The 25,685-nt window shown below is 39.6% G+C and carries 24 protein-coding genes; 11 read left to right on the top strand and 13 right to left on the bottom strand.

Annotation, left to right across the window (positions count from 1 at the left end; all coding sequences use genetic code 11):
* Window positions 1-76 precede the first annotated feature (76 nt).
* From ribBA to I6E69_RS12495, 9 genes are all read right to left on the bottom strand, one after another.
* On the bottom strand, window positions 77-1,189 hold the full coding sequence (gene ribBA, locus I6E69_RS12455; RefSeq protein WP_197121359.1) for a bifunctional 3,4-dihydroxy-2-butanone-4-phosphate synthase/GTP cyclohydrolase II: 1,113 nt from the start codon (window positions 1,187-1,189) through the stop codon (window positions 77-79).
* A 29-nt stretch (window positions 1,190-1,218) separates the two neighbouring features.
* Window positions 1,219-1,872: a riboflavin synthase gene (locus I6E69_RS12460; RefSeq protein WP_002961757.1), complete on the bottom strand. Its 654-nt coding sequence runs from the start codon at window positions 1,870-1,872 to the stop codon at window positions 1,219-1,221.
* A 16-nt stretch (window positions 1,873-1,888) separates the two neighbouring features.
* Entirely contained in the window at window positions 1,889-3,022 is a 1,134-nt protein-coding gene (gene ribD / locus I6E69_RS12465; RefSeq protein ID WP_197121360.1) for a bifunctional diaminohydroxyphosphoribosylaminopyrimidine deaminase/5-amino-6-(5-phosphoribosylamino)uracil reductase RibD, read from the bottom strand.
* 166 nt (window positions 3,023-3,188) lie between these two features.
* Window positions 3,189-3,638, bottom strand: coding sequence for a transcriptional regulator NrdR (nrdR, locus tag I6E69_RS12470; protein WP_002961761.1), 450 nt, complete (start codon window positions 3,636-3,638; stop codon window positions 3,189-3,191).
* A 415-nt stretch (window positions 3,639-4,053) separates the two neighbouring features.
* A complete protein-coding gene (glyA, locus tag I6E69_RS12475) occupies window positions 4,054-5,310 on the bottom strand; it encodes a serine hydroxymethyltransferase (RefSeq protein WP_002961763.1) in 1,257 nt (418 codons plus the stop codon).
* A gap of 269 nt (window positions 5,311-5,579) precedes the next feature.
* Window positions 5,580-6,863: a threonine synthase gene (gene thrC / locus I6E69_RS12480; RefSeq protein WP_197121361.1), complete on the bottom strand. Its 1,284-nt coding sequence runs from the start codon at window positions 6,861-6,863 to the stop codon at window positions 5,580-5,582.
* Between the two features lie 11 nt (window positions 6,864-6,874).
* Entirely contained in the window at window positions 6,875-7,810 is a 936-nt protein-coding gene (gene thrB, locus I6E69_RS12485) for a homoserine kinase (protein ID WP_138489566.1), read from the bottom strand.
* 9 nt (window positions 7,811-7,819) lie between these two features.
* A complete protein-coding gene (gene thrA, locus I6E69_RS12490; RefSeq protein WP_182715566.1) occupies window positions 7,820-10,237 on the bottom strand; it encodes a bifunctional aspartate kinase/homoserine dehydrogenase I in 2,418 nt (805 codons plus the stop codon).
* A gap of 228 nt (window positions 10,238-10,465) precedes the next feature.
* The gene (locus tag I6E69_RS12495) at window positions 10,466-10,834 is read right to left on the bottom strand and encodes a response regulator (RefSeq protein ID WP_024596295.1); all 369 of its coding nucleotides are present in this window, start codon (window positions 10,832-10,834) and stop codon (window positions 10,466-10,468) included.
* Between the two features lie 355 nt (window positions 10,835-11,189).
* On the opposite strand from I6E69_RS12495, the gene I6E69_RS12500 reads away from it, so the two are divergent.
* Both I6E69_RS12500 and rdgC read left to right on the top strand, forming a co-directional pair.
* Window positions 11,190-12,959 carry a sensor histidine kinase gene (locus I6E69_RS12500; protein ID WP_197121362.1) on the top strand — a complete coding sequence of 590 codons (1,770 nt, stop codon included), beginning with the start codon at window positions 11,190-11,192 and terminating at the stop codon, window positions 12,957-12,959.
* 463 nt (window positions 12,960-13,422) lie between these two features.
* Entirely contained in the window at window positions 13,423-14,340 is a 918-nt protein-coding gene (gene rdgC / locus I6E69_RS12505; protein WP_197121363.1) for a recombination-associated protein RdgC, read from the top strand.
* A gap of 356 nt (window positions 14,341-14,696) precedes the next feature.
* Here rdgC and I6E69_RS12510 read toward each other — a convergent pair whose 3' ends face one another.
* On the bottom strand, window positions 14,697-14,933 hold the full coding sequence (locus I6E69_RS12510) for a YgjV family protein (protein WP_002962663.1): 237 nt from the start codon (window positions 14,931-14,933) through the stop codon (window positions 14,697-14,699).
* A gap of 287 nt (window positions 14,934-15,220) precedes the next feature.
* Between I6E69_RS12510 and I6E69_RS12515 the strand changes: the two genes are divergently transcribed.
* Window positions 15,221-15,877, top strand: a complete 657-nt coding sequence (locus tag I6E69_RS12515) for a Crp/Fnr family transcriptional regulator (RefSeq protein ID WP_002962665.1) — start codon at window positions 15,221-15,223, stop codon at window positions 15,875-15,877.
* Between the two features lie 65 nt (window positions 15,878-15,942).
* Here I6E69_RS12515 and I6E69_RS12520 read toward each other — a convergent pair whose 3' ends face one another.
* Window positions 15,943-16,509 carry a phosphoribosyltransferase gene (locus tag I6E69_RS12520; protein WP_002962666.1) on the bottom strand — a complete coding sequence of 189 codons (567 nt, stop codon included), beginning with the start codon at window positions 16,507-16,509 and terminating at the stop codon, window positions 15,943-15,945.
* A 183-nt stretch (window positions 16,510-16,692) separates the two neighbouring features.
* On the bottom strand, window positions 16,693-17,988 hold the full coding sequence (gene pepB, locus I6E69_RS12525) for an aminopeptidase PepB (RefSeq protein WP_002962668.1): 1,296 nt from the start codon (window positions 17,986-17,988) through the stop codon (window positions 16,693-16,695).
* Window positions 17,989-18,111: 123 nt separating this feature from the next.
* Here pepB and sfsA point away from each other — a divergent pair, with 123 nt between their 5' ends.
* The 8 genes from sfsA to I6E69_RS12565 all read left to right on the top strand — a co-directional run bounded on the left by sfsA (window position 18,112) and on the right by I6E69_RS12565 (window position 24,540).
* The gene (gene sfsA / locus I6E69_RS12530; protein ID WP_002962670.1) at window positions 18,112-18,831 is read left to right on the top strand and encodes a DNA/RNA nuclease SfsA; all 720 of its coding nucleotides are present in this window, start codon (window positions 18,112-18,114) and stop codon (window positions 18,829-18,831) included.
* A gap of 307 nt (window positions 18,832-19,138) precedes the next feature.
* Window positions 19,139-19,582, top strand: coding sequence for an RNA polymerase-binding protein DksA (gene dksA / locus I6E69_RS12535; protein ID WP_002962671.1), 444 nt, complete (start codon window positions 19,139-19,141; stop codon window positions 19,580-19,582).
* Window positions 19,583-19,602: 20 nt separating this feature from the next.
* Window positions 19,603-20,547: a tRNA glutamyl-Q(34) synthetase GluQRS gene (gluQRS, locus tag I6E69_RS12540; RefSeq protein ID WP_138489569.1), complete on the top strand. Its 945-nt coding sequence runs from the start codon at window positions 19,603-19,605 to the stop codon at window positions 20,545-20,547.
* A gap of 78 nt (window positions 20,548-20,625) precedes the next feature.
* A complete protein-coding gene (pcnB, locus tag I6E69_RS12545; RefSeq protein WP_002962675.1) occupies window positions 20,626-22,107 on the top strand; it encodes a polynucleotide adenylyltransferase PcnB in 1,482 nt (493 codons plus the stop codon).
* A 4-nt stretch (window positions 22,108-22,111) separates the two neighbouring features.
* Window positions 22,112-22,597, top strand: a complete 486-nt coding sequence (gene folK / locus I6E69_RS12550) for a 2-amino-4-hydroxy-6-hydroxymethyldihydropteridine diphosphokinase (protein WP_002962677.1) — start codon at window positions 22,112-22,114, stop codon at window positions 22,595-22,597.
* Window positions 22,598-22,627: 30 nt separating this feature from the next.
* Window positions 22,628-23,422 carry a 3-methyl-2-oxobutanoate hydroxymethyltransferase gene (gene panB / locus I6E69_RS12555; protein WP_002962679.1) on the top strand — a complete coding sequence of 265 codons (795 nt, stop codon included), beginning with the start codon at window positions 22,628-22,630 and terminating at the stop codon, window positions 23,420-23,422.
* Window positions 23,422-24,270, top strand: coding sequence for a pantoate--beta-alanine ligase (panC, locus tag I6E69_RS12560; RefSeq protein WP_138489570.1), 849 nt, complete (start codon window positions 23,422-23,424; stop codon window positions 24,268-24,270). Before panB ends, panC begins: the two co-directional genes overlap by 1 nt.
* A 33-nt stretch (window positions 24,271-24,303) precedes the next feature.
* Complete coding sequence (locus tag I6E69_RS12565; protein WP_002962684.1) at window positions 24,304-24,540, top strand: hypothetical protein; 237 nt, start codon at window positions 24,304-24,306, stop codon at window positions 24,538-24,540.
* Window positions 24,541-24,610: 70 nt separating this feature from the next.
* On the opposite strand, the gene I6E69_RS12570 is transcribed toward I6E69_RS12565, so the two are convergent.
* Window positions 24,611-25,579, bottom strand: coding sequence for a PstS family phosphate ABC transporter substrate-binding protein (locus tag I6E69_RS12570; protein ID WP_002962686.1), 969 nt, complete (start codon window positions 25,577-25,579; stop codon window positions 24,611-24,613).
* Between the last annotated feature and the right edge of the window lie 106 nt (window positions 25,580-25,685).

The raw sequence follows: 25,685 nt of genomic DNA on the forward strand, positions 1-25,685 counted from the left end.
AGCGGTTGCGATTGCGCAAAAATTGCTGCGCATCATACCATAAAAATAAAATAATAGCCTAGTTTAAGCGTGATGCTTATTGTGGCTCAACGTAATCAACAACTTCTAAATGAAAGCCCGAAAGTGCATGGTACTTTTTAGGGCGACTCATTAATCGCATTTGTTTAATTCCAAGATCGGCAAGTATTTGCGAACCTACGCCAACAGTACGAGATGTACCTTTGAATTTACGTGGCGTAACGCTTTCGCCGGCATCAGCTGCTGCAAATGCTTTCACAGTTGCCTCTAGCTCTTCAGTGCTTTCTTGCTTACCTAAAATAACTAAAGCACCTTCATTTTTAGCAATGTAGGCCATTGCTTCAGAAAGACCCCAGCTACGGTCAGCACTTCTGTCTGAAAGTAGAATATCGTTAAAGGTACTTTGCAAATGTACACGTACATTTGTCGGCTCTTGATCTTTTATATCGCCTTTGAGCAATACGTAATGTAACTGGCCGTCAATTGTGTCTTTGTAAGTAACTAAATCAAATTCACCATGAACAGTTGGTAACTTACATTTTGCTACTCGCTCAATTGTTGTTTCGTTTAAGTTGCGGTATTCGATTAAATCAGCAATGGTGCCAATTTTAATATCGTGCTCTTTCGCAAAAACTTCTAAATCAGGGCGACGTGCCATAGTGCCGTCAGCATTAAGTATTTCAACAATAACAGATGATGCTTCAAGTCCAGCTAAACGCGCTAAATCACAGCCAGCTTCAGTGTGTCCTGCGCGAGTTAATACGCCACCAGGTTGCGCCATAATAGGAAAAATATGTCCAGGCTGAACAATATCACTTGGGACTGCGCCTTTAGCTATAGCCGCTTGCACTGTACGCGCTCTATCTGCTGCTGAAATACCGGTTGTAACACCTTTTGATGCTTCTATCGACATTGTAAAGTTAGTCGAAAATGCTGCACCATTGTTTTTAACCATTAACGGTAAATCAAGTTGCTCGCAACGCTCTTGCGTCATGGTTAAACAAATTAAACCACGGCCATGGGTAGCCATGAAATTAATCGCTTCTGCGCTAATATGCTCAGCAGCTATTATTAAATCGCCTTCATTTTCTCTATCTTCATCATCCATTAAAATAACCATTTTACCGGCTTTAATATCGTCGATGATTTCTTGCGCACTGTGTAAATTCATAAATTTGCTCGTGTAAGTTGTCAGTTTCGTTATTTAATAAAACCCGCTTTAGCGAGTAAGCTCATCGAAATATCAGAGCCCGTTGGTTGCTCTGCACCCTTTATAAGGCGCTCTAAATAACGTGCAATTTGATCGACTTCTAAATTAACTTGGGTACCTACTTTAAAATGAGCAATTGTGGTTTGCTCACTCGTGTGTGGGACAATTGTTAATTTGAATTTATTGCCCTCTACAGCGTTTACTGTCAGGCTTATACCATCAATACATACCGAACCTTTGTACGGAATGTATTTCATTAAATTTTCGTCTGTTGTAAGCCAATATTCTGTTGCTCTGGCGTTTGCTGTAATACTTGTAATTGTTGCGATACCATCAACATGGCCAGACACTAAATGACCGCCTAAACGAGAAACAGGTTGCATGGCTTTTTCAAGATTCACCGTTTGTCCTAAAGCATAGTGAGCAAAACCGGTCAAACTAATCGTCTCATTAGATAAATCCGCACTAAAACCATCAATATGTTTATCAACTACAGTTAAGCAAACACCATTAGTTGCAATGCTGTCACCTAACTTTACGTCTGTCATATCAAGATCAGCACTTTGGATACGAATGGCTAAGTCGCCTTGTTTTTTTTGTAATAAAGCAATTTTGCCTGTGGCTTCTATTATCCCAGTAAACATAGCACTACTCTTTTTATTAAGTGATTTTAATGAGTTTTGACGCGGTGATACGTAAATCGTCACCAATGCGCGCACATTCATTAAATGTTAAATCAACGGTGTTTTGCATACTCGTCAATTCAGGAAAATTAACTAAACTTTTTGCATCATGGCCCATTAGTTTAGGCGCTAAATAAAAAACAAACTCGTCAACTAAATTAAGCTCTGTCATTTTACCAGCAAGTGTTGCGCCAGCTTCAAGCCAAACATTATTAAACTGCAGTTGCCCAAGTTTTTCTAAAACGGCTTGTAAATCAACTTTACCGTTACTTTCACTGACTTCAATATGCTTTACAAAATGCGGCCATTGCAATGATTTATCAACCTTAGTCGTAAATATTATTACATCACTTTGGATTTCAAATAAAGCAAGGTCAGGTGTTAAACGGTTTTGAGAGTCAATTATAACACGCACGGGCTGGCGAAGCGGCAAATCAGTAGGCAGTGTGCAAGGCAGCTCACTTAGTCGCACATTAAGTTTAGCATCATCGACTAACACTGTATCGGCACCGGTTAAAATAGCGCAGCTTTTCGCTCGGTATAATTGTACGTCTTGTCGAGCAGCAGGACTTGTGATCCACTTACTTTGCCCATTTTTAAGCGCTGTTTTACCATCAATACTCGCTGCCATTTTGCAAATCACATAAGGTAAGCCTTGCTCCATACGCTTAAAAAAGCCAACGTTAAGTGCGCGAGCTTGTGATTCGAGTAACCCGTAAGCAACGTCAATACCCGCGTCGCTCAGTATTTTAAGGCCTTTGCCAGCAACTTGTGGATTTGTATCAACCATAGCAGCAATTACTTTTACCACACCGGCAGCTTTTAAGCCTTCGGCGCACGGTGGCGTACGGCCATAATGACTACACGGTTCAAGCGTTACATAAGCCGTTGCACCTTGTGCACTTTTTCCAGCGACAGCCAGTGCATTTACTTCTGCATGACCTTGACCAGCTAATTGATGGAACCCCTCACCAATTATTTGATTATTTTTAACTAAAACACAGCCAACATTAGGGTTAGGTGTGGTAGTAAACCGACCTTTTTTGGCAAGCTCTATGGCGCGTGCCATATATATTTCATCATGTTCAGTAAAAGTAATTTGGTTAAGCATTTATTATACCAATTGCGTTAAATAAGTGGTCCATTATAGCGCTAAGAAGATAGCGCAATAACAAGGCGAAAATTATGACATATAGTTGTTCTATATGAATAATTTTTAACGCAGTGAGTGCGCTATTTAATGCGATAGAATGATCATATTTTTAATAAAATTGGTATTACTCCCCTAAGCGGGCAATTTCTTCGCCAAATTCGCGTATATCTTCAAACGAGCGATAAACAGAGGCAAATCTTACGTACGCTACTTTATCGAGCTTCTTGAGGGCTTCCATAATGCATTCACCAACCAAATGGCTTGAAATTTCTCGCTCGCCTGTAGCACGCAACTGCGATTTTATTATATTCACTACTTCGTCTACTTGCTCTGTGCTCACTGGGCGTTTTTCGAGTGCGCGATTTAAGCCATTTAATAATTTATCTTCGTTAAATGGTTCGCGGCTGCCGTCTTGTTTAATAACACGAGGCATAACCAGTTCAGCGCCTTCAAATGTAGTAAAGCGCTCATGGCAGTCGTTGCACTCACGGCGCCTGCGAACTTGATGGCCTCCACCAACAAGGCGTGAGTCAATAACTTTAGTATCTTTTGCGGTACAAAATGGACAATGCATAGCTCGGTACTTCCGTTTTAAAACAAAAAAGGCCGCTATTTAGCGGCCTTTAATCTTAGCAAAAAAATAGGGTCTGTTGACCTTTCAGGATTAAATTTGTTCTATCTAGGGGCGATTTAATCGCGGCGCGAGGTTTGTAACCTAGTGGGCTAAGTAAAAACCGAGCAAAGCTTCCGCGTCCTGCTCACGCCCCTTACCTACATCCATGTAGGCAACAAAGAGTAAATCGCCCCTAGGACGAACCCGAGGGCAGTGCATGTTTAGCATTTATACTGCGTTATCGCCTATTTGTGTGGAGTAACCACACTACATAGACTCTGCCTTGCCTAAAAACCAAACATACTACTGCAAATTAAACCTCGAAAGATAAACAGGCCCCTAGCCTATGTGATCTAAATTACTGCTGCTTATGCAATTAAGCGTAAACAGGTAATTTTGCACAAATTGCTTTTACTTTTTCTTTAACTTGCGCCTGTACAGATTCATCAGTGATGTTATCTAGTACGTCACAAATCCAGCCAGCAAGCTCTTTTGATTCTTCTTCTTTGAAACCACGACGAGTGATTGCAGGAGAACCAATACGCAAACCAGATGTTACAAACGGAGAACGTGGATCGTTTGGCACTGAGTTTTTATTAACTGTGATGTTAGCGTTACCAAGGGCTGCATCTGCATCTTTACCAGTGATATCTTTATCGATTAAATCGAGTAGGAATAAGTGGTTTTCAGTTTTGTCAGATACAATTTTGTAGCCGCGCTCTTGCATTACAGCAACCATTGCTTTTGCGTTTTTAACAACTTGTGTTTGGTATACTTTAAATTCTGGTTGAAGCGCTTCTTTAAATGCCACTGCTTTTGCTGCAATAACATGACATAAAGGACCACCTTGGCCACCAGGGAAAACTGCGCTGTTAAGCTTTTTATAGATTGCTTCGTCGCCACATGCAGAGATAATTAAACCACCACGAGGACCAGCAAGTGTTTTATGTGTAGTTGTAGTTACAACATGTGCATGAGGAACTGGGCTTGGGTAAACGCCTGCCGCAATTAAACCTGCAACGTGAGCCATATCAACAAACAGGTAAGCACCTACTTTGTCAGCAATTTCACGGAATTTAGCCCAATCAACAATACCTGAGTACGCTGAGAAACCACCAATAATCATTTTTGGTTTATGCTCAAGTGCTAGTGCTTCAACCTGTGCGTAATCAATTTCGCCCGTTGTTTCATCTAGTCCGTATTGAATTGCATTGTAAAGCTTACCAGAGAAGCTTACGTGTGATCCGTGAGTTAAGTGACCACCATGAGCTAAGCTCATACCAAGTACAGTGTCGCCTGCTTCTAATAGCGCTAGAAAAACAGCAGCATTAGCTTGCGAACCAGCATGTGGTTGTACGTTTGCGTAGTCAGAACCAAATAACTCGTTAGCACGGTCAATTGCTAATTGCTCAACAACATCAACGTGCTCACAACCGCCATAATAACGTTTGCCAGGGTAACCTTCTGCGTATTTATTTGTAAGCTGTGAACCCTGCGCTTCTAGTACGCGTGGGCTACAGTAGTTTTCTGAAGCGATTAGTTCAATGTGCTCTTCTTGGCGAGCAGTTTCTTTGTTTATCGCGTCAAATAACTCTGGATCAAAATCCGAAATATTCATGCTACGTTCTAACATTGGGGTCTCCTAGGGCAACGTGTATGGTGTTTTTTAGAGGCTTTATTGTACGCTTTAAACGACTCTTTGCCTACGCTCTTAAGTTGAGGATATTTAAACAGGGATTGAAACTATTTCACAGACTTTTTAAGATGATATTTTCTTATAAAACCATAACGATTTTAAATGAATGCTATTTCCTACATTTAATTAGTAAATGCAACTCACTAGATTTAAGAGCCTAAAGTTATAAAAAAAGGCGGCTTAACCGCCTTTTTGAATTAATTAACTTAGCCAAGTTTAGCAAGTATTTCTGTACGTAATGCGTCGTAATCGGCCTTTATATCGCTTGCTAGGCATGGTTTTGCTAGTGCGTCGCTAAGTGGTTTTGGCATACCTAATTCAATATTTAAAATACCCTCTACGCTTTCTTTAAACTTAGCAGGGTGAGCTGTGGCTAAAAAGATACCCGCTGCACCAGGCGCTCGATTTTCAACAAGACCTTGGTACGCAATAGCAGTGTGAGGCTCTGCAACATAACCCGTTTGTTGAATTTTTTTCATCACCGATTGCGTGTCTTCCTCGTTTACGCTAGTTGAATAAAAGTTATCGTAGCTAAACCAGTTATTATCTAACATTGTTTGCACACGCGGCCAGTTGTTTGGCTTACTTACATCCATTGCATTTGAAAGCGACTCAAGTGTTGCGTTTGGCGTCCAGGTTTTATCAAGCATAAAGCGCGGCACAGTATCATTTTGGTTGGTTGTTGCACTTAATTTACCTACAGGTAAGCCAATAACCGCACCAATCATTGCAGCACATACATTACCAAAGTTGCCACTTGGCACTGATATATGCGCTGTTGCGCGTTTTTCTTTTGGTAGTTGTGCAATGGCCTCAAAGTAATAACAAACCTGAGCAACTAAACGGCTAATATTAATTGAATTAGCAGAATTAAGCCCAAGTGTTGATTTAACTTCTTCATCTAAAAAGGCATTTTTAACCAACTCTTGGCAATCATCAAAACTGCCATCAACTGCGTAACAATGAATATTGTTACCTAACGTAGTAAATAGCTTTTGCTGAGCAAGTGAAATTTTGCCTTTAGGATATAAGATGACAACATCGATATTCGGCTTGTTATAAAAAGCATGTGCAACGGCTGCACCAGTATCGCCCGATGTTGCGGTTAAAATAGTTACTTTTTCATCTTTATTAAATTGCGCTAAACACTCAGCCATAAAGCGACCACCAAAGTCTTTAAACGCAAGCGTAGGACCATGAAACAACTCTAAGCAGTATGTATTCTCTTCAACTTCCACCAGCTTAACTGGAAAGTTAAATGCATTTTCAACCATTTGTGCCACAGTGTCGCTTGGCAGCTCATCACCAATTAGGTGAGATAATATTTTGCCACTGCGTGTAACAAAGTCCATATCAAGTAAAGCATCAACATCGGACAGTGGGGCAAGGGATTCAGGGAAAAACACACCTTGATTACGACCCAAACCTGTTTTTACGGCTTCAACGAACGACACTTTTTGTGAGCTATCTTTTAAATTATGTAATTGCATGACTACCTATCCTATAAAACTGTTAATTGACGCGTGCCGTCGTTATCTAATTTACAAATGTGGCAAAAGCCTTGCTCGTTAATGTAATTTGCCTCTAACCACTGCGCGCATTGCTGTGCAGCTTCAAGTGTTTTACATACACTAAACAAGGTGGGTCCTGCGCCCGAAATACTCACTATTTCAGCACCCAGCGCTGGTAAGTTTGCTTTGGCTTCACTAAAACCTTCAATAAGCGGTGCGCGGTAAGGTTCTGCTATTTCATCTTTCATTATGCTTAGCGCATCGTCAAAACGATTCGTTAACAGTAAGCTACTAAATGCCGACAAACGCTGTGCAAACTCAACACTTGCGTGCATGCTCAACTCTTTTGGTAAAACCGAGCGCGCTTTTGCAGTGTTGAGTGAAAAACCAGGGAACGCAGCAACGTAGTACCAATTTTCATCAACAGGCAGTGCAATCGATTTATCAGGGATTAAATCACCTGTTAATTGCAAACCACCTAGATAGCATGGCGTGATGTTGTCGTAATGACGACCACCGCTCACTACAGCTTCAAAGTCAGCCATAAGCTCAATAAGCTCAACCTGACTTAAGTTAGTTTGTGCAAACTTATCAAGGGCAGCAAAGGTAGCCACGACCGAGCATGCGCTAGAACCAAGTCCAGATCCAATTGGTAAATTCTTTTTAAGCTCGAGCTTTACGCTTGGCATATCAGGCGCAACATGCGCTCTAAAATGTACTAAACACTGGTACGCTAAGTTTTCATTCGCATCACTTGGTAACTTGTGAGCGTAGTCGCCAGTGCAAATAAATTCGTCACTTGGTGCTGCACTTACAACGGCTACATCGCCTAATAAACTACCATCAATTGGCGCAAGCGCTGCGCCAAGTGCATCAAAACCCACTGCAAAATTACCAATAGACGCCGGGGCATATACTTCAATCATAACGAGCTCCTAGCGCGATAGTGTTTTTAAAATATCAGCAAATACACCCGCTGCTGTTACTTCAGAGCCGGCACCATAACCACGAATTACAAACGGACGTGGCTGGTAGTATTGGCTTAAAATAGCCAGCGCGTTTTCGCCATCGCGAATTACATTAAGCGCATGTTTTTCATCAACAGCCTCAATACCTACTTTACAGTGACCTTCTTTAATTGTACCTACATAACGAAGTACCTTACCTTCGCTCGCAGCACTTTGAATGCGGTCATTAAAATCAGCATCTAGGCTTGGTAGTTTTGCCATAAACTCATCAACGCTATCACCTTGTGCAAAACCTTGTGGTAATACTGACTCAACTTCGATATCGCTTAGCTCCAACTTCATACCGGCTTCGCGAGCAATGATCAGTAACTTACGTGCTACATCGGTACCCGATAAATCATCACGAGGATCTGGCTCAGTAAAACCGCTTTCTTTGGCTTTAATAGTTGCCTCAGAAAGTGATAAACCATCTTGAAGTGCGCCAAACATATACGAAAGTGAGCCTGATAAAATACCGCTAAACTCTAGTAACTCATCACCGGCACCAAATAATGACTGCAAGTTATCGATTACTGGTAAACCTGCACCAACGTTAGTTTCGTATAAAAATTTACGATTATTCTTTTGCGTAGCAGCTATTAAATCTTGGTAATACGTGTATGAGCTTGTTGTCGCTTTTTTATTAGCTGCAACCACATGAAAACCTGCATTTAAAAAGTCTACATACTGCGCAGCAAGTGCATCTGAAGATGTACAATCTACTAATACCGGATTCACTAAGTGGTTTTGCTTAACAAATTGCTCTACTAATTTTAAATCAAATGCTTGCTCAGATGAGGCCAATTTTTGCTGCCAATCACTAAAAGCGATGCCTTCGTTATCAAGGTGTAATTGACGAGAGTTAGCAACACCATACAAGTTAAGTTTAATATTACGCTTTTCAAGCCAAGCTTGCTGACGTTCAAGCTGATTAATAAGCTCTTGCCCTACTAAGCCACAACCTAGTAAAAACACATCAATTGACGGCACATGCGTGAAAAAATTTTCATGGCATATTTTTACAGCGTCATTACATAACTCACCATCAATTACCGCAGAAATAGCACTTTCTGTAGAATCCTGTGCAATTGCCACAATATTTACTTGCGCTTGTGCAAGCGATGCAAAAAACTTAGCCGCTAAGCCACGGTGTGCGCGCATGTTGTCGCCCACTAAAGTAACAATGGCTAAATTACGTTGTACTTGTACAGGCTCAATAAGCCCTGCTTGTAATTCAAGCTCAAATGCAGTTTGTAGCGCATCTAGTGCAAGTGCTAGGTCTGTTTCGTGCACACAAAAACTAATACTAAATTCACATGATGATTGCGTGATCAATACAATTGATACGTTATCGTGAGCAAGCGCGTTAAATACCTTAGACGCCATGCCTACTTTACCTTTCATGCCTGGGCCTGAAACAGTTAACATTGCAAGGTCTTGTAAGCTAGAAAGCGCTTTTACGGGCTCATCAGATGAATAATCGTTACCAATTAATGAGCCTTGTGCGTCTGGGTTATGCGTATTTTTAATTTCACATGGCACGCCTGCTTTAGCACACGGTAAAATTGTTTTTGGGTGAAGTACTTTTGCACCAAAGTAAGAAAGCTCCATCGCTTCTTTATAAGATAAAAAATCGACTTTAGTGGCTTTTTTAATATAACGAGGATCAGCGCTATATACGCCATCAACGTCAGTCCAAATTTGGCAAATCTCAGCTTCTAAACATGCCGCAGCAATAGCTGCTGAGTAATCTGAACCATTACGGCCAAGCGTTGTAAGCTCACCTTTATCATTACTCGCCGTAAAACCAGGCATAATATAAATAGTTGCAGGGTTTTCTTTAAGCACAGCTTGAAAGCGAGCTTTACTTGCCACTAAATCAGCTTCTGCATCAATGTAGCCACCAGTTGAAGCAATACAGCTTGTTGCTTCTAAGTACCTTGCATCTTGTGAGCTCAATAAAGCCTGCATTAAAGAAACGCTAACGCGCTCTCCAAAGCTAATTACAAATGCGCGAACTTGATCAGGGCAACACTGTATAAGCGACACGCCATCTAATTTATTTTTAAGTTCCCTTAGGTCTGGCCAGCTTGTAACTACTACGCCGCTTTTTTCAACGTCAGCTTTTAAGCCTTCACAACGACTCGCTAATGCTTGCCATTGCTGCGAAAAATCTAAGCCTTGCTCTGCAGCACTTGCAAGTGCAACTAGCGAATCGGTCATTCCACCTGGAGCAGAAAGCACCAATAACATTTCATCTTTTAATTGTGCTTTAACTAACTGAGCTACCTGTTGTAAGCATGCATAATCGGCAAGTGAAGACCCACCAAATTTTAAAACTCGCATTGTTTATGTTCCTCATCCCATAAAACGAAAAAAGGCCTGTGTTCTAAGTGAACACAGGCCTTTAAATTTGTTGCACCGACCTATGCCACTATCCAGTAAGAATGATGGTTGTAATAATAATGGTCAGTACGCGATTAATTGTTTTCATATGTTAAGACTGCCTTAACAAAGGCTATGCTGTCAACCCTAAATTAAAAGATAAAACAGCCTTTTTTAACATGAAAAAACCTAATGAATGCCAAATTTATGCAATATTTCATTCAAGCTTGATTTATTAATAGGTTTATCAATAAAATCAATTGCGCCAAGTTGGGCGACTCGTTGCTTCATTTTTTCCTGTATATCAGCAGAAATAACCAACACAAAGCACTCTATTTTTTCTGTTTTTATAGTTTCAAGTACTTGTATACCATCAACCTCTGGCATGGTGAGGTCTAGGCACAGTAAATCAAAGTTTTGTGCTCTTAAAAGATCGAGGGCGTTTGCTCCATTTATAGCTTGTTGTATATCTGCGTCTATACACTCATTTAAACACCGCACGACTTGTTTACGAGCAACAGCAGAATCATCACAGACTAATATAGAAAATTTCATCATGTTTACTACTACACAACCATCAAAGTTATTAAAAGACCATCTTTCTTTGCACTCAGGACACTTTAACACGCATCTAAATACTTAGCGCATTAATAATTCAATGCAATGATAAATATAGAATTAACTCATTTAAATATGATTAACGAAACTAAATTCTAATCAAACTTACAAAACTTAACGTCTAACAAATTTACTAATTCATAGCTGAGTTTAATTACATTAATACTACATACCAACTTAATTAGATTTATCTTATTAAATTTTAACTTTTTTATTTATTTTTAGAGGTTTATTGACTAACTTTTAAATTACAATAGTAACGTTACAAAAATAACAAAGGATGAACAAGTCACTCATGTTACAAAAAAGCCTTTCTAAGAAGCTACTGACAAGCGTTTTATCCGTTTATTTTTTGCTTACCTTCGTAGTGACTTGCGGACAGGTGCTTGCTGAATATCTCAATACTAAAGACTATATACGTGATGAATTAAGTACATTACAAAAAACCTTTAGTCGTAGCTTAACACGTGCAATTTGGGAGCTTAATACCAAGCAAACAATTACAACAGCAGAAGGTTTACTCGCCATTCCCATGATTGAAGGGATTATTGTTCGAGATGACAGCGGCGAAATTATTTCACAGTTAGGGCGCTCGCTCGACATACATAAGCTATATAACCAACAGTTAGTACAAGAAGAAGCTATTTTAGAAGACGCGAAATCCGGTCTGTTTGGTTACACCTTTCCACTTATTTTTGAATTTTCTGGCCGTGCTACCCAAGTGGGCGACGTTACCTTGTTCTCTAGCCGAGAAGTTGTTTTCAGCCGAATTATGGTATCAATCTACTTTTTGATTGGTAATGCGATGATTAAAACCACCTTTTTAATTATTTTATTTTTAATGGCATTTAGAAAGCTTCTTACAGATCCCTTAGCTGAGCTTACTGAGCAACTAGAAAACCTAGAATTAGATGAGCTAGAAGGACAGCACATAGAAATAGAAACAGAGGAGCATAACGAACTAAAAGTAATGGAGCAGTCGTTTAACAAACTAATAGATAAAGTGGTTCAGTACAGAAAAGAGCTTGAGCACACCCAAAAAGAACTCATTATTAGTAACGAAAAGCTCGATCATCACAACATACAACTAGAGCAAGACGTAGCCCGTAAAACATCAAACTTAAGCCAAGCAATGATGGAATTACAACAGCAAAAATACGAACTTGAAAAGCAAAAAATTGTGCTCACTGAAGAAATAGATTTACGCCGCAGCACAGAGCAAGAGCTAATTACAAAACAAACTGAATCTCAGCGTTATATAGAAGAGTTAAGCCTTGCACAGGAACGTTTATTGGGCACAGAGAAGATGGCCGCACTAGGCGGACTTGTGGCGGGTATTACACATGATATAAACACCCCTATTGGTATAGGTGTAACGGCAATATCGTTTTTGCAAGAACGCTTGAATAAACTCGAAATTGCTTACAGTGAAAAAACACTTTCACCAAAAGCACTAGAAGAATTTATTAACGAAGCAAAACAAAGTACAAGCTTGTTAACCACTAACTTAGATAGAGCCTCAGAGCTTATTGCTAGCTTTAAGCAAATAGCGGTCGATCAGGCCAGTGAAGCTGTAAGAACTATTAACTTTAAAGATTACACTAACGAAGTAATACGCTCACTGCATCCAAAACTAAAAAAGACATCCCATACAATAAAATTAGAATGCCCTGATGATTTAGTTTTAAATTTACCGGCAGGCGCCATCAGCCAAATTTTTACTAACTTAATTATGAATTCACTCATTCATGGCTTTGAAGGTAAAAGCAACGGTGTGATGGATATCAAAATAAGCGCAGATGACACTAACTTAACAATTGATTACAAAGATGACGGTAACGGAGTTATCAGTGAGCAATTGAAAAAATTGTTTGACCCATTCTTTACGACTAAACGCGATGAGGGCGGAAGCGGATTAGGTACCCATATAATGTTTAATTTAGTTAAACAAACTCTTAGTGGATCTATTGATGCAACGAGTGAACCTGGTAAAGGTCTGCGTTACTATATTCAATTTCCAAAGAACATGGCTAAGCCAATGCCTATTTTTGATAAATATGAATAAAAAAAAGTATATGCATTAAATTATTAGGGCGTGTTGATCTTTGGTGGTTGAATTTGCAGCGACATGTTTGGTTTTTAGGCAAGGCAGAGCCTATGTAGTGTGGTTATTCCCCATAAATATTTGATAACGCAGCATAAATACCAAACATGCGCTGCCCTTTGAGCTCGATCTAGGGACGATTAACTCTTTGTTGCCTACATGGATGTAGGTAAGGGGCGTGAGCAGGACGCGGAAGCTTTGCTCGGTTTTTACTTATTCTTACATGGATGTAAGCCTGTAGGGTAACGCAGGAGCAGTTACCGAGCCCACTAGGTTACAAACCTCGCGCTGCGATTTAATCTTCCTTGGATTGAACAAATTTCAATCCATAAAGTTCAACACGCCCTAGTAACAAATCAGTCATTTCGAGATGCTGTTTTTATTGCTATGATTGGACAAATTTTTCAAATGGATCAATTCCCCTATGTGGTTTAGTAACCTTATTTGTTACCGCTTTAAGCAAGACGTTTCATACACCCAAGAAGATTTTGATAAAGCATTAGAGCAAGATTTATTTCGCCCATGTACTGGTCAAGAGCTTGCAACATTTGGTTGGACGAAAGCGTTTGGAAAGCATGGCGAAACACTATCGCATTTTTCTCAAAAAAGTATTTTAGTTTGCGCAAAACGTGAAGAAAAAGTACTCCCAGCTTCTGTTATCAACGAACTAGTTGCTGAGAAAATTGATCAGATAGAAGCCGAAGAAAACCGCCCTGTTAAAAAGAAAGAAAAAGACGAATTAAAAGAAAACACTCTTCATACTCTTCTACCCCAGGCATTTAAAAAGTCGAGCTTACAATTTGCCTTTATTGACCAAGAAAATGGCTGGGTGGTTGTAAATAGTGGCAGCTTTAATAAAGCTGAAGAGCTACTGGCACTACTTCGTAAATCGTTAGGAACGCTCCCAGTTGTACCTGCGTTTGCTAACTACGACCTAGATGTATTCTTAACTGATTGGTTAACTAACTTTAGTACACCAGAAGGCTTTGCTATTGGCTCTGACGCTGAGCTTGAAGAAGCTGACGACAGCGGTGCACAAGTAAAACTAAAAGGCCATGATCTGGCATGTGATGAGGTTAAATCGCACTTAGAAAGTGGTAAACGCGTAACTAAACTGGCACTTGATTGGCAAGAACGCCTCAAGTTTATGCTGCAAAACGATGGCTCTATCAAGCGTTTAAGCTACTCTGAAACTCTAAAAGAAGAGAACGCAGATATTCCTAAAGAAGATATGGCTTTAAAACTTGATGCTGACTTTATTTTAGCTTCAGAGGAAATAAAGCAATTACTTGAAGAACTAACTGCTGGCTTAGGTGACGTTGAAGATTTAGAAAAAGCGTAAATACCACAACCTACATAAATATTTAAGCGCTTTGAAGCATTAAATAGATTCATATATAAGCAGGTTGGTATAACAGATAAAAAATCCGATAGCAGTTTACTGCTATCGGATTTTTTAATGGAATTTTTAGAAGCGCTTATTTATATATTTGTTATCCGCGAACAGAATTTAGCTAACGTTCGGCGTATTAAAACCTAAGGTAATCATCTTTCAAGTAAGAGATTACAGCAAGGTTCAAAGGAAAGTTATGTAGAGTGATATGAGATTATCTGTATTCACTTCAAGCCTGAATGCACAAAAAACTGAAGTTTTGATTTTAATTGAAATCATTAACTTATTTGTGCAGATAACTTATTTTAGCTTTTAGCGTCTTCAACCTTAGGTTGGCGATATATTTTTATAATGTGGTATAAATTTACAAGCGACAATAAGCCGTTGGTAAAAATAACAGGTACTGCGCCAATGGCAACACCGTATGCAGTAAATACAATACAACCAAACATGTTGTACCAACGCAGTTTTACTACATCTGTCATTGTTAACGATGCAACCAATAAAGCTGATGCAATATAGCCTAAATATTCCCAACTCAATTGTTCTCTCCTAGCCTTTAGGTTAGCATTACATGTACTGCTAACTTATGGCACTTATAAGTATTGCAAAGTTACAACAAAATAAAAAAGCTAACTTGCTTAAAAACCTGAAAAAGTTTGCCGGAAAATACCAGCAAATTCTTAAATCATTACACGGGAAATGAAGGTAAAATAATACTATTAGCAAAGCTAATAATATTAGTAGCAAGTTAGCGTAAATTCTTAGTGTCTTAATGCTAACGTCATTAAGATGTAATAAATAGGACAAATGTCCGAAGAGCACATTGATGTTTCAATACCATTTTTCTAGTTACCTTGTTGATCAGCTTTTAACCTTTGCCGGTAGTAGCTATCAACAATCAAAAAAAGAAGTTCTGATCCATCAAGATCAGCCTTTAAGCAAGCTTGTGCTTGTACGCAGTGGCACTGTGTCGTTTAGTTACGACGTAGGTAATGGACGACGCCTGCTGTTAGGACAATTGGATTGTAACAACACCCTTATTGGTGAAATAGAAGCGCTAAATAATAATCCGTGTATTTATACGGTAACGTGCTTTAGCGATGTAACTTATAATCTTATTGAATTAAGACATTGGCGTGCTCTGTTGCTGGAAAAACCAGAACTGAGTTTATACACCGCACAAACTATTGCGGCTAAATTTCAGGAAAACCAAAAAATCAATTTAGATAAGCTACTACTACCATTGAGCTACAACATAGCCAAAGATTGCTTACTAAGAGCCGAGAACAACAACCCTACGCTACTTAGAGCCTATCCAACTGTAAATGCTGAAGCCGAACGCTTTGCTACCACTGAGCGAGCTTACAGACGTGTTGTTACAGAACTTGTCGAAAAAGGCTTGGTACTTAGAAGTAACGATGGCTTACAAGCAGTCGATATACCAAAGCTAAGTGAATACGTAGATAGCTTTGCTCAACTTTAAGTTATTTAAAATTTACCCATAAAAAAAGGCCTTAACGGCCTTTTTTTATTTATACAAATTACTGATTACTTCTCTAGCAAAATGTCATGAATTTTCACAAGATCAGATTTACCTGCAATAATTTCATCCGGTGTTAAACCCGATAGTTCATGCGGGAACACTAACCACTCTTCAGACTCATGAATATAATAATCTGGAACAGTGTCTACTTTTGAGTTTTTTGGCTTGTAGTACGGACATGCAATACGAATATCACGTGGCAAGTTTAAGCGCATAAGCTCTGAAAGCTTTTCTTTTAATGCAACAATGCTACGACCAGAGTCAAATACATCATCAACAATTAATAATGAGTCGCCAGCATTTGCGTTCTCAACAATGTAATGCAAACCGTGGACTTTAATTTCTTTAGATTGTTTACCAATACCGTAATAAGACGATGTACGTACTGCAATGTGGTCAGTCTCAATGCCTTTATAATCGTAATATTCTTGAACAGCAATACCGATCGGTGCACCACCTCGCCAAATACCAATAATAAAATCAGGACGAAAGCCATCTTGGTATACTTGTGCCGCTACGCGGAACGAATCTTCAAGCAGCTGTTGAGCTGTGATGTAGCACTTATCTGACATAATTAGAAACCCCAGTGGTGGATATAAGATTTGAGCGCAGCTTAGAGTTAAGCAAAAATTAAACTCAAACAGGTATTGGCGACGGATTTTACCGCAAATGAAATAAAATTGCTTGCCTGTAAATTAAAAAATAGGCACCCAAGGGTGCCTATTTTTAGTGTAAAAAGCATAATTTAGTAAATATTATGCTTTTTCTTGTAGGGTACGAGCAACCGTACGCATACCTTGAGTTGTTGCGCCCGCTGCCCATTGGCTTGTACTGCCCATGTTAAAAGCAGCAGCTAAATCTATGTGCACCCAGCCTTTGCCATCGTTTGGCACAAAGCGTGATAAAAAGCCTGCAGCATTCGATGCACCGCCGTAACCGCCACCCTTTTGTGCACGGCTATTTGCCGTATCAGCATAAGGAGATGGGCAGTTTTGTTGATGCCATTTTTCAAGAGGAAGTGGCCAAGCAGCTTCCATTTCTTGAGATGCAAAACTTTCAACTTCACGTGCAAGTTCTTTATCAAGTGCAAATAATGCATTGTACTCTTGGCCAACAGCAACAAGCGCTGCTCCAGTTAGTGTTGCTGCATCAATGATAAGTGGAGCGCCAGTCTCTCCTGCTGCCATTAAGCCATCAGCAAGTACTAAGCGACCTTCAGCATCCGTGTTTACAATTTCAACTGTTGTGCCATTTTTATAAGTAAGAATGTCACCTAATTTGTATGCATGACCCGAAATTAAGTTCTCAGCACAACATAAAAACAGCTTAATACGTTTTTCAATACCACGGTTAATAGCCAATGCTAAACCTGCTGTTACTGTTGCAGCGCCGCCCATGTCGCACTTCATACCAAGCATACCTTCGCTTGATTTAATTGAGTAACCACCTGAGTCAAACGTAATACCTTTACCTACAAGCGCAGCACTTACTGGTGCATTTTCGTCGCCTGTTGGGTTGTAATCAAGCTCAAGCAATACTGGTGGGCGAACACTACCGCGACCAACTGCATGAATACCAATCCACTGTTGTTCTAGTAACGCATCACCTTTAATAATTTGGTAACTTACGTGTTCAGGCGCTAATGATTGAATAAACTCAGCTGCTTTTTCAGCTAGGCTTTCTGGGTAAATGTCATCGGCAGTACCGTTAACCATTTCACGTGCCCAAATTGCTGACGTTTTTAAGTGAGCAAGTTCTTTAATATCTGATTGTGCGTTATCAACAAACTCAACACCGTTTAATGATTTTGGTGTTACAAAGCCTTGGTAAAAAGCCCACTGGCTTTCTGTACACCAAGTATCACCTGCTAATTCAACATTTTTAACGCCTTGGCTTGCAATAGTACGGCCTGCTTTTTGAACATTTTTTAATGTGTCTTGCTCAGATAAATGAACAGTTGCACCACGCTCGTTAAAAGACAATGACGCATTATCGCCCCAATGACTCGCTGCTGCTTGTTCGCTTAGTTGAACAACAAATTTTTCACTCATGTTAGAATTCCCTTGCACTTAAATGTGCCACCGAGTTTACTATAGAGCGCTTAAGTTCCCAACAGCTTGAGATAAATAACATAAATCACACTGCTGAGCAGTGTTTACGCTTTGGAAGTTATTATGAAGTACACGCCAGCGCTGCAACCAGCCATATTATTAAAGCGCTACAAACGCTTTTTAGCTGATTTACAATTAAGTGATGGCAGCGAATTTACCGCCCACTGTGCAAATACAGGTAAAATGACGGGATGCGCTGAGCCAGGCTTTACTGCTTTTTATTCAACAAGCGATAACGCAAAACGAAAATACCCGCATTCATTAGAACTTACGCAAAATAACTTATCGCAGCTTATTTGTGTAAATACAGCGGTGGCTAATAAAGTAGTAGAAGAAGCAATAAACAATAATGTGATAAGCGAGCTACTCGACTACAGTCAATTGCAAAGCGAAGTGAAGTACGGCAGCGAAAACAGTCGTATCGACTTTTTACTCACAGACGAAAATAAGCCCGATTGCTATGTAGAAGTTAAATCAGTCACATTATTAAGCGAAGATGCACCACAAAGCGGGCAAGGCTACTTTCCTGATGCGCAAACACTGCGTGGACAAAAGCATATTCGCGAACTAATAGAAATGATCGAACAAGGCCACCGAGCAGTATTACTGTTCGCTGTTTTGCATGAAGGAATAAATACCGTAAGTGCAGCTGCGCATATTGATAAAAAATACGCCACGTTATTAAACCAAGCAATAATAGCCGGTGTTGAAGTATTAGCATACAAAGCCAAAATTTCAGCTAATGGAGTCTTACTTCATAAAAGAATAGCATTTATAGAATAGTGTAATAAACCAAGGGATTGAACTAAGCGTAATTTACAAAGCACCCTAATTATAGAAAGTGGTAAAAAGTGAATTATAAAAATTAACTTGTTTTTAAAGCTTTTGCCCATATAACAAGGCAAGTTTTAGAAAGCGAATATGTGAATTAATTAAAAGTGTAAATAAACTATTAATACACTTTTTACTCAGTAAGCATGGTTGAAGCTAATTCGATTAATTAAAAATAAATTTGCCTAGGGTATAAGATTCTGTTATTTATACCGCCGGCTAATGCTGAGGCATTAAATTAAGGATTTAGGAGAGAGTTATGCCAGACCAAAAGAAACATGGTTTATTGGCTCAAGCCGGTTTAGAACCATACCAAGAAAAACCAGGCGAAGAGTACATGAATGATGCACAACGTGCTCATTTTAGAGCAATTTTAGAGACTTGGCGTAACGATTTACGTAACGAAGTTGATCGTACTAAATCGCACATGCAAGACGAAGCTGCTAACTTTCCTGACCCAGTTGACCGCGCTGCACAAGAAGAAGAATTCTCTTTAGAACTTCGTACTCGTGACCGCGAACGTAAATTAATCAAAAAAATTGAAAAAACAATTAATTTGATTAAAGAAGATGATTTTGGCTTTTGTGAGTCTTGTGGCATCGAAATTGGCATACGTCGCTTAGAAGCACGTCCTACTGCCGATTTATGCGTAGACTGTAAAACACTTGCAGAAATCAAAGAAAAGCAATCTGGACGCGGCTAATTAAAACTTATTAGTTAGTTATGTCTCCTACAGCCGTTACTGCGCCTATGCGTAAATATCGCGGTCGTTTTGCGCCGTCTCCTTCTGGGCCATTACATTTTGGCTCACTTGTAGCGGCTGTGGGTAGCTACCTAGATGCAAAAGCTAATCAAGGAAAATGGTTAGTTCGTATAGAAGACATTGACACTACGCGCGTGGTTAAAAACGCCGACTCCGATATTCTAAATACCTTACAAGCCTACGCCCTTTATTGGGATGAACCTGTTGTATACCAAACGCAGCGTCTGTCTTTATATCAAGATATTACCCACTCACTTTTAGAGCAAAACCTTGTTTATGGTTGCACCTGTACTCGAAAGCAAATAAAAGCCATTGGTGGTATTTATCAGGGGCATTGCAAAGCACTTAATCATCATACTCAATCCGGCGCACTTCGTTTAGTTCAGCAACATCCAACGACCCAATTTAGTGATTTAATTCAAGGTGATATATCGGTAAATAGTGCATTATCCCACGAAGATTACTTAATTAAACGCAGTGACGGTTTATTTGCATATCAACTTGTTGTGGTCGTCGATGATATCGATCAAAGGATAAATCGAATCGTAAGAGGCGCAGATTTAATTGAACCAACAGCTCGGCAAATTAGTTTGTTTAAACAACTCGACAGCCCTGTACCTGAATTTGCTCATTTACCTTTAGCGGTTGCCAAACCCGGTTTTAAACTGTCTAAACAAAATTATGCCCCCGCCATTTGTAAACAAAATCCAAAGCCTGCTTTACTTAGCGCTTTTGAATTTTTAGGGCTACCTGTTATAGCTGATTTAAGCGACTTAAATATAGAACAATTAATCGATTGGGGAATTAAAAACTTTAGCTTAAAACAGGTCCCCCAAGTATCCGAAATACAAATTTCTCAACATCCACATAGCCAGAAAGTCCAATTTACACATTTAAGTAAATAAAATAGCTAAAAACGGCTTAATTTCAACACATCAACTTAATTTTTAAACCCTGCTGGTATATGATAGCCGCCTAAATATATGCTAATTACGTCAAACAGCTTGTACTGGGTTATAACCGCCCTATTTGCTGTAACTTTTGATTGCGATGCAGAGTCAATCACACCTTCTAGGAGACAGACTATTATTTCCAAGCTTTTTCAATTTTGCCGACAAATAATCGGCCCGAATACCAGTGCCGAAAGCGCTTCTGTAAGCAGTGAACCTATTGTTGTCACTCGTGGTGAGCATGGTATTTCTCGCAAACAATTTAGCCCAAATGCAATCAAAGTATTATACCGCTTAAAAGACGGTGGCTACGATGCCTACCTTGTTGGTGGTTGTATTCGCGATATATTGTTAGGCCAACAGCCAAAAGATTTTGACGTAGTTACTAATGCAACTCCAGATCAGGTAAAAAAACTATTTAGAAACTGTCGCCTGATAGGTCGTCGCTTTCGTCTAGCACACATTGTATTTGGCCGTGAAATTATCGAAGTGGCAACAATGCGTGGCCACCACGAAGCGCAAGAAGACAAAAATCAAATAAGCCAATCAAGCAATGAAGGTCAATTACTTCGTGACAACGTATTTGGCAGTATTGAAGAAGACGCAGAGCGCCGCGACTTTTCAATCAACGCACTTTATTACTCAATTAAAGATTTTAGTATTCACGATTACGCCAACGGCTTAGCGGCAATTAAAGCTAAACAAATCGAGCTTATTGGCGATCCTGAAACGCGTTACCGCGAAGACCCTGTTCGTATGTTACGTGCAGTACGTTTTGCCACTAAGCTTGATATGAGCATTGCGCCTAAAAGTGAAAAGCCAATTAGCGAGCTTGCAAGCTTGCTTGATAACATTCCGCCAGCTCGTTTATTTGAAGAAATTCTTAAACTGTTTTTAAACGGCAAGGCCGAAGCTAACTTTTTAATGCTGCGTAAATACGGCTTATTCCGCTCACTTTTTCCTGAACTTGATAAAATTTTAGATAAAAACCCAAGTGGCTTAGAGCACACGCTTATTCAGCAAATGTTTCAAAATACCGACAAGCGTATTAATGCCGATAAAAAAGTAACACCGGCGTTTATTTTTGCTGCCCTACTTTGGTTCCCACTGCTTGAGCGCACTAAAAAAATTCAAAGCCAAGAGCAATTATCTGAATACGATGCTTTCGCACAAGCAATGAATAAAGTACTAAGCGATAATTCACAGCATATAGCTGTTCCTAAGCGCTTTACTTTAGGTGCTCGCGATATTTGGCATATACAGCACCGCTTAGATAAACGTGCTGGCCAACGTGCATACAGGCTAACGCAACAACCTCGCTTTAAAGCCGCTTACGACTTTTTATTATTACGCGTAGATGCAGGCGAAACTCAGCATACAGAGCTTGCTCAGTGGTGGACACAATACTTAAGTAAAGATATAAACGGCCAAAAAGAGATGGTTAAAAGCTTAGGTCATCAAGGTGGTCCTAAGCCGCGAAAGCGCCGTCGTCCTACTAAAAAGCCAACTGAGTAATAACATGCATTGTGTTTATTTGGGTTTAGGTGCCAACCTAAACTCACCAAAAGAGCAGCTTGATAACGCGATAATTGCGCTTAAAAAGCTGCCTAATTGTGAATTTGTAAACGTATCGCATTACTATGCAAGTAAGCCTATGGGCCCACAAGATCAACCAGACTATATCAATGCCGTAGCCTGTATTAAAACGACCCTTGATCCAGAGCAATTACTTGATTTAACACAAAGTATTGAGCTTGAGCATGGTCGAGTAAGAAAAGCTGAGCGTTGGGGTCCACGCACACTTGATATCGATACCCTATTATTTGATGATCAAATTATAAATACGGCGCGCTTAACCGTGCCTCATTATGGTTTGAGTGATCGCGAGTTTGTGGTTTATCCACTATTAGAGCTTGCACCTGAACTTATTTTACCTAGCGGCATTGCATTAAAAACCATTGCAAATAACTTACCGCTCAACGACTTACAACAATTACCTCTGTAATTAACCTAGGCTTTTGCCTGCGAGGATATTATGTCTAAAATAACCGTTTCTACTTTAAATAAAATGAAAGCAGAAAATAACAAAATTACTGCATTAACAGCCTACGACGCTAGTTTTGCAAAGTTATTTCATGATAACGGCGTTGAAGTTATTTTAGTGGGCGACTCATTGGGCATGGTACTACAAGGCGGCGATGACACCCTTGGCGTAACAAATCAAGATATTGCATATCATACCCGCTGTGTACGCGCAGGTAGCCGTGAATTATTTGTAATTGCTGACTTACCTTTTATGACCTACTCAAGCGTTAGTGATACCTGTAAAAATGCAGCTGAGCTTATGCGCGCTGGCGCAAACATGATTAAACTTGAAGGCGGAGAGTGGCTTTACGAGAGCATTAAAGCACTCACTCAACAAGGTATCCCAGTTTGCGGGCATTTAGGCCTTACACCACAGTCAGTTCATGTATTTGGTGGCTTTAAAATACAAGGTCGCGAAGAAGATAAAGCACAAAAAATGATTGATGACGCGAAAGCACTTGAAGCCGCTGGCGCGCAATTATTAGTACTTGAGTGTATTCCAAGTGCCCTGGCAAAACGCATTACAGACGCTCTAAGTATCCCAACTATTGGTATTGGTGCAGGCAGCTTAACTGACGGCCAAATACTGGTAATGCATGACCTGGTTGGTATTTCGGCAGGTTACATTCCTAAATTTTCTAAAAACTTTTTGCTCGAAACAGGCAATATGCCTGCAGCCGTTCAAAAGTATTGTACAGATGTTAAAAGTGGCGCATTTCCAAGCGCTGAACATGAGTTTAAATAATGCAATCAATAACTGAAATCAGATCGTTACGTAGTCAAATTAAAGCATGGCGCCAAGCAGGTCTTAGCGTGGCGCTTGTGCCAACAATGGGCAACTTGCACCGTGGGCATTTTTCGCTAGTAGAAAAAGCAAAAAACTTGGCCGACAAAGTCGTTGTAAGTATTTTTGTAAACCCAATGCAATTTGGTGCTAACGAAGATTTAGATAACTATCCTCGTACGCTAAACGAAGACAAACAAGGCCTTGCTGAACTAGGCACTGATATTGTATTTACCCCAAGTGTAGAAACAATCTATCCTAATGGACTGGGTGCACAAAGTTTTGTAGATGTGCCTGACATTTCATTAGGCTATTGCGGCGGCTCACGTCCAGGTCACTTTAGAGGTGTTGCAACAATCGTGACTAAGTTATTTAACTTAGTGCAACCAGATTACGCCTGCTTTGGTGAAAAAGATTTTCAGCAACTGCAAGTAATCAAAACTATGGCACGCGACTTATCAATTCCGGTTGAAGTTATTGGTGTACCTACAATGCGAGAAGTTTCTGGCCTTGCTATGAGCTCACGTAATGGTTACTTATCTGATGATCAAAAAGCGACTGCAACCGTATTGTTTAAAGCCCTTAATACGTGCGCTGAGCAACTTAAAAGTGGCGAGAAAGACTTTGTAAAACTTGAAAGCTTAGCTAAACAAAGTTTAGAGCAAGCAGGCCTAAAACCAGACTATTTTGAGATTGCTCAACGAGATACATTAAAAACTGCTACAATCGAAGATACTCAATTTGTTATTTTAGCCGCAGCCTATTTTGGTGGTGTTAGATTAATCGACAATATCCAAGTCGAAATTTAATATTATTGCGACTCCATTTTAAGGATAAGAAGCATGCACTCTTTAATAAAAACAAGCGTAGTCGCCCTTACTTTTGCACTATTAGCAGGTTGTCAAAACCAAGTTGAAAACCCTGAAATGAATCAGTGTGCTCAACAAAACTACCAGTGTGAAAGTAGTTGTGAACAGCAAACAACTGCTGAGGGCTTAAAGCAACAAGTATGCTCTGGAAAATGTGTTGAGAGCTATAATCAATGTAAAGCACAAGCCGAAAAATTAGGTAATATTTAATTCCTTAAAGTTTTTAGTTTTAGTCACAAAAAAACCGCTCAATGAGCGGTTTTTTATTGCTTATAGTTTATTAATTTAAACCAAGCTTCTTAAGTTCTGTCTCTACTAGCTTTGCAGAAAGTGGTACATAACCATCTTTTTCTACAATTTGCTGACCATCTTTTGAAAGTACCATTTTTAAGAATTGCGCTTCCATTGGAGACAACGGCTTGTTTGGGTGCTTATTCACATAAAGGTATAAAAAGCGAGATAATGGATATTTACCTTGTGCAACGTTATCAAGTGTTGCATCAACAAAGTTATCGCCTTTTTTAGCTAGCGGTACTGTACGTACGCCCGATGTTTTATAACCTATACCTGAGTAACCAATTGCATTTAATGAAGATGAAATTGACTGTACTACTGATGCAGAACCCGGTTGCTCATTTACGTTATTACGGAAATCACCTTTACACAGTGCTTTCTTTTTAAAGTAACCATACGTACCTGATACTGAGTTGCGTCCGTAAAGTTGCACATCTTTAGCTGCCCAATCACCTGTTAGACCAACATCGCTCCAACGGTTAACTTGCTCTGGTGCGCCACATTTACGAGTAGATGAAAAGATAGCATCTACTTGGTCAATACGAAGACCTTCAATTGGGTTATCTTTATGTACAAATACAGCAAGTGCATCAATAGCTACGCGAACTTCTGTTGGCTTGTAACCGTAACGTTTTTCGAACGCTTCGATTTCTTTAGATTTCATTTTACGGCTCATTGGACCTAGGTTAGCTGTACCTTCGGTAAGTGCCGGTGGAGCAGTAGAAGAACCTGCTGCTTGAATCTGAATATTTACATTTGGGTAAATACGTTTGTACTCTTCAGCCCAAAACGTCATCATGTTGGCTAAAGTGTCAGAACCTACTGATGAAAAGTTGCCTGAAACACCACTAATTTTTTGATACTCAGGAATATTTTGGTCTAGAGCAACTGCTTGTGCAGATACGAAAGTTGTAACAGCCACACCCATTGCGGCAACTAAGTTTTTAAATTTCATGTAGAGTTCTCCGGTTTGTTCGTTCCATTTTCTAACTGCTGCCCACTCTAAAGTGAGTACATGACAGTTACATTACTCTTAAATGACACTTTTATGACTTGACCTA

The sequence above is a fragment of the Pseudoalteromonas sp. NZS100 genome, from assembly GCF_015864815.1.
Lineage (GTDB): Bacteria > Pseudomonadota > Gammaproteobacteria > Enterobacterales > Alteromonadaceae > Pseudoalteromonas > Pseudoalteromonas distincta.

Bases quoted from the DNA above. Each gene is read 5' to 3' on its own strand.
- ribBA (WP_197121359.1), bottom strand. From the start codon at position 1,189: ATGAATTTACACAGTGCGCAAGAAATCATCGACGATATTAAAGCCGGT.
- I6E69_RS12460 (WP_002961757.1), bottom strand. From the start codon at position 1,872: ATGTTTACTGGGATAATAGAAGCCACAGGCAAAATTGCTTTATTACAA.
- ribD (WP_197121360.1), bottom strand. From the start codon at position 3,022: ATGCTTAACCAAATTACTTTTACTGAACATGATGAAATATATATGGCA.
- nrdR (WP_002961761.1), bottom strand. From the start codon at position 3,638: ATGCATTGTCCATTTTGTACCGCAAAAGATACTAAAGTTATTGACTCA.
- glyA (WP_002961763.1), bottom strand. From the start codon at position 5,310: ATGTTAGAACGTAGCATGAATATTTCGGATTTTGATCCAGAGTTATTT.
- thrC (WP_197121361.1), bottom strand. From the start codon at position 6,863: ATGCAATTACATAATTTAAAAGATAGCTCACAAAAAGTGTCGTTCGTT.
- thrB (WP_138489566.1), bottom strand. From the start codon at position 7,810: ATGATTGAAGTATATGCCCCGGCGTCTATTGGTAATTTTGCAGTGGGT.
- thrA (WP_182715566.1), bottom strand. From the start codon at position 10,237: ATGCGAGTTTTAAAATTTGGTGGGTCTTCACTTGCCGATTATGCATGC.
- I6E69_RS12495 (WP_024596295.1), bottom strand. From the start codon at position 10,834: ATGATGAAATTTTCTATATTAGTCTGTGATGATTCTGCTGTTGCTCGT.
- I6E69_RS12500 (WP_197121362.1), top strand. From the start codon at position 11,190: ATGTTACAAAAAAGCCTTTCTAAGAAGCTACTGACAAGCGTTTTATCC.
- rdgC (WP_197121363.1), top strand. From the start codon at position 13,423: ATGTGGTTTAGTAACCTTATTTGTTACCGCTTTAAGCAAGACGTTTCA.
- I6E69_RS12515 (WP_002962665.1), top strand. From the start codon at position 15,221: ATGTTTCAATACCATTTTTCTAGTTACCTTGTTGATCAGCTTTTAACC.
- I6E69_RS12520 (WP_002962666.1), bottom strand. From the start codon at position 16,509: ATGTCAGATAAGTGCTACATCACAGCTCAACAGCTGCTTGAAGATTCG.
- pepB (WP_002962668.1), bottom strand. From the start codon at position 17,988: ATGAGTGAAAAATTTGTTGTTCAACTAAGCGAACAAGCAGCAGCGAGT.
- sfsA (WP_002962670.1), top strand. From the start codon at position 18,112: ATGAAGTACACGCCAGCGCTGCAACCAGCCATATTATTAAAGCGCTAC.
- dksA (WP_002962671.1), top strand. From the start codon at position 19,139: ATGCCAGACCAAAAGAAACATGGTTTATTGGCTCAAGCCGGTTTAGAA.
- gluQRS (WP_138489569.1), top strand. From the start codon at position 19,603: ATGTCTCCTACAGCCGTTACTGCGCCTATGCGTAAATATCGCGGTCGT.
- pcnB (WP_002962675.1), top strand. From the start codon at position 20,626: ATGCTAATTACGTCAAACAGCTTGTACTGGGTTATAACCGCCCTATTT.
- folK (WP_002962677.1), top strand. From the start codon at position 22,112: ATGCATTGTGTTTATTTGGGTTTAGGTGCCAACCTAAACTCACCAAAA.
- panB (WP_002962679.1), top strand. From the start codon at position 22,628: ATGTCTAAAATAACCGTTTCTACTTTAAATAAAATGAAAGCAGAAAAT.
- panC (WP_138489570.1), top strand. From the start codon at position 23,422: ATGCAATCAATAACTGAAATCAGATCGTTACGTAGTCAAATTAAAGCA.
- I6E69_RS12565 (WP_002962684.1), top strand. From the start codon at position 24,304: ATGCACTCTTTAATAAAAACAAGCGTAGTCGCCCTTACTTTTGCACTA.
- I6E69_RS12570 (WP_002962686.1), bottom strand. From the start codon at position 25,579: ATGAAATTTAAAAACTTAGTTGCCGCAATGGGTGTGGCTGTTACAACT.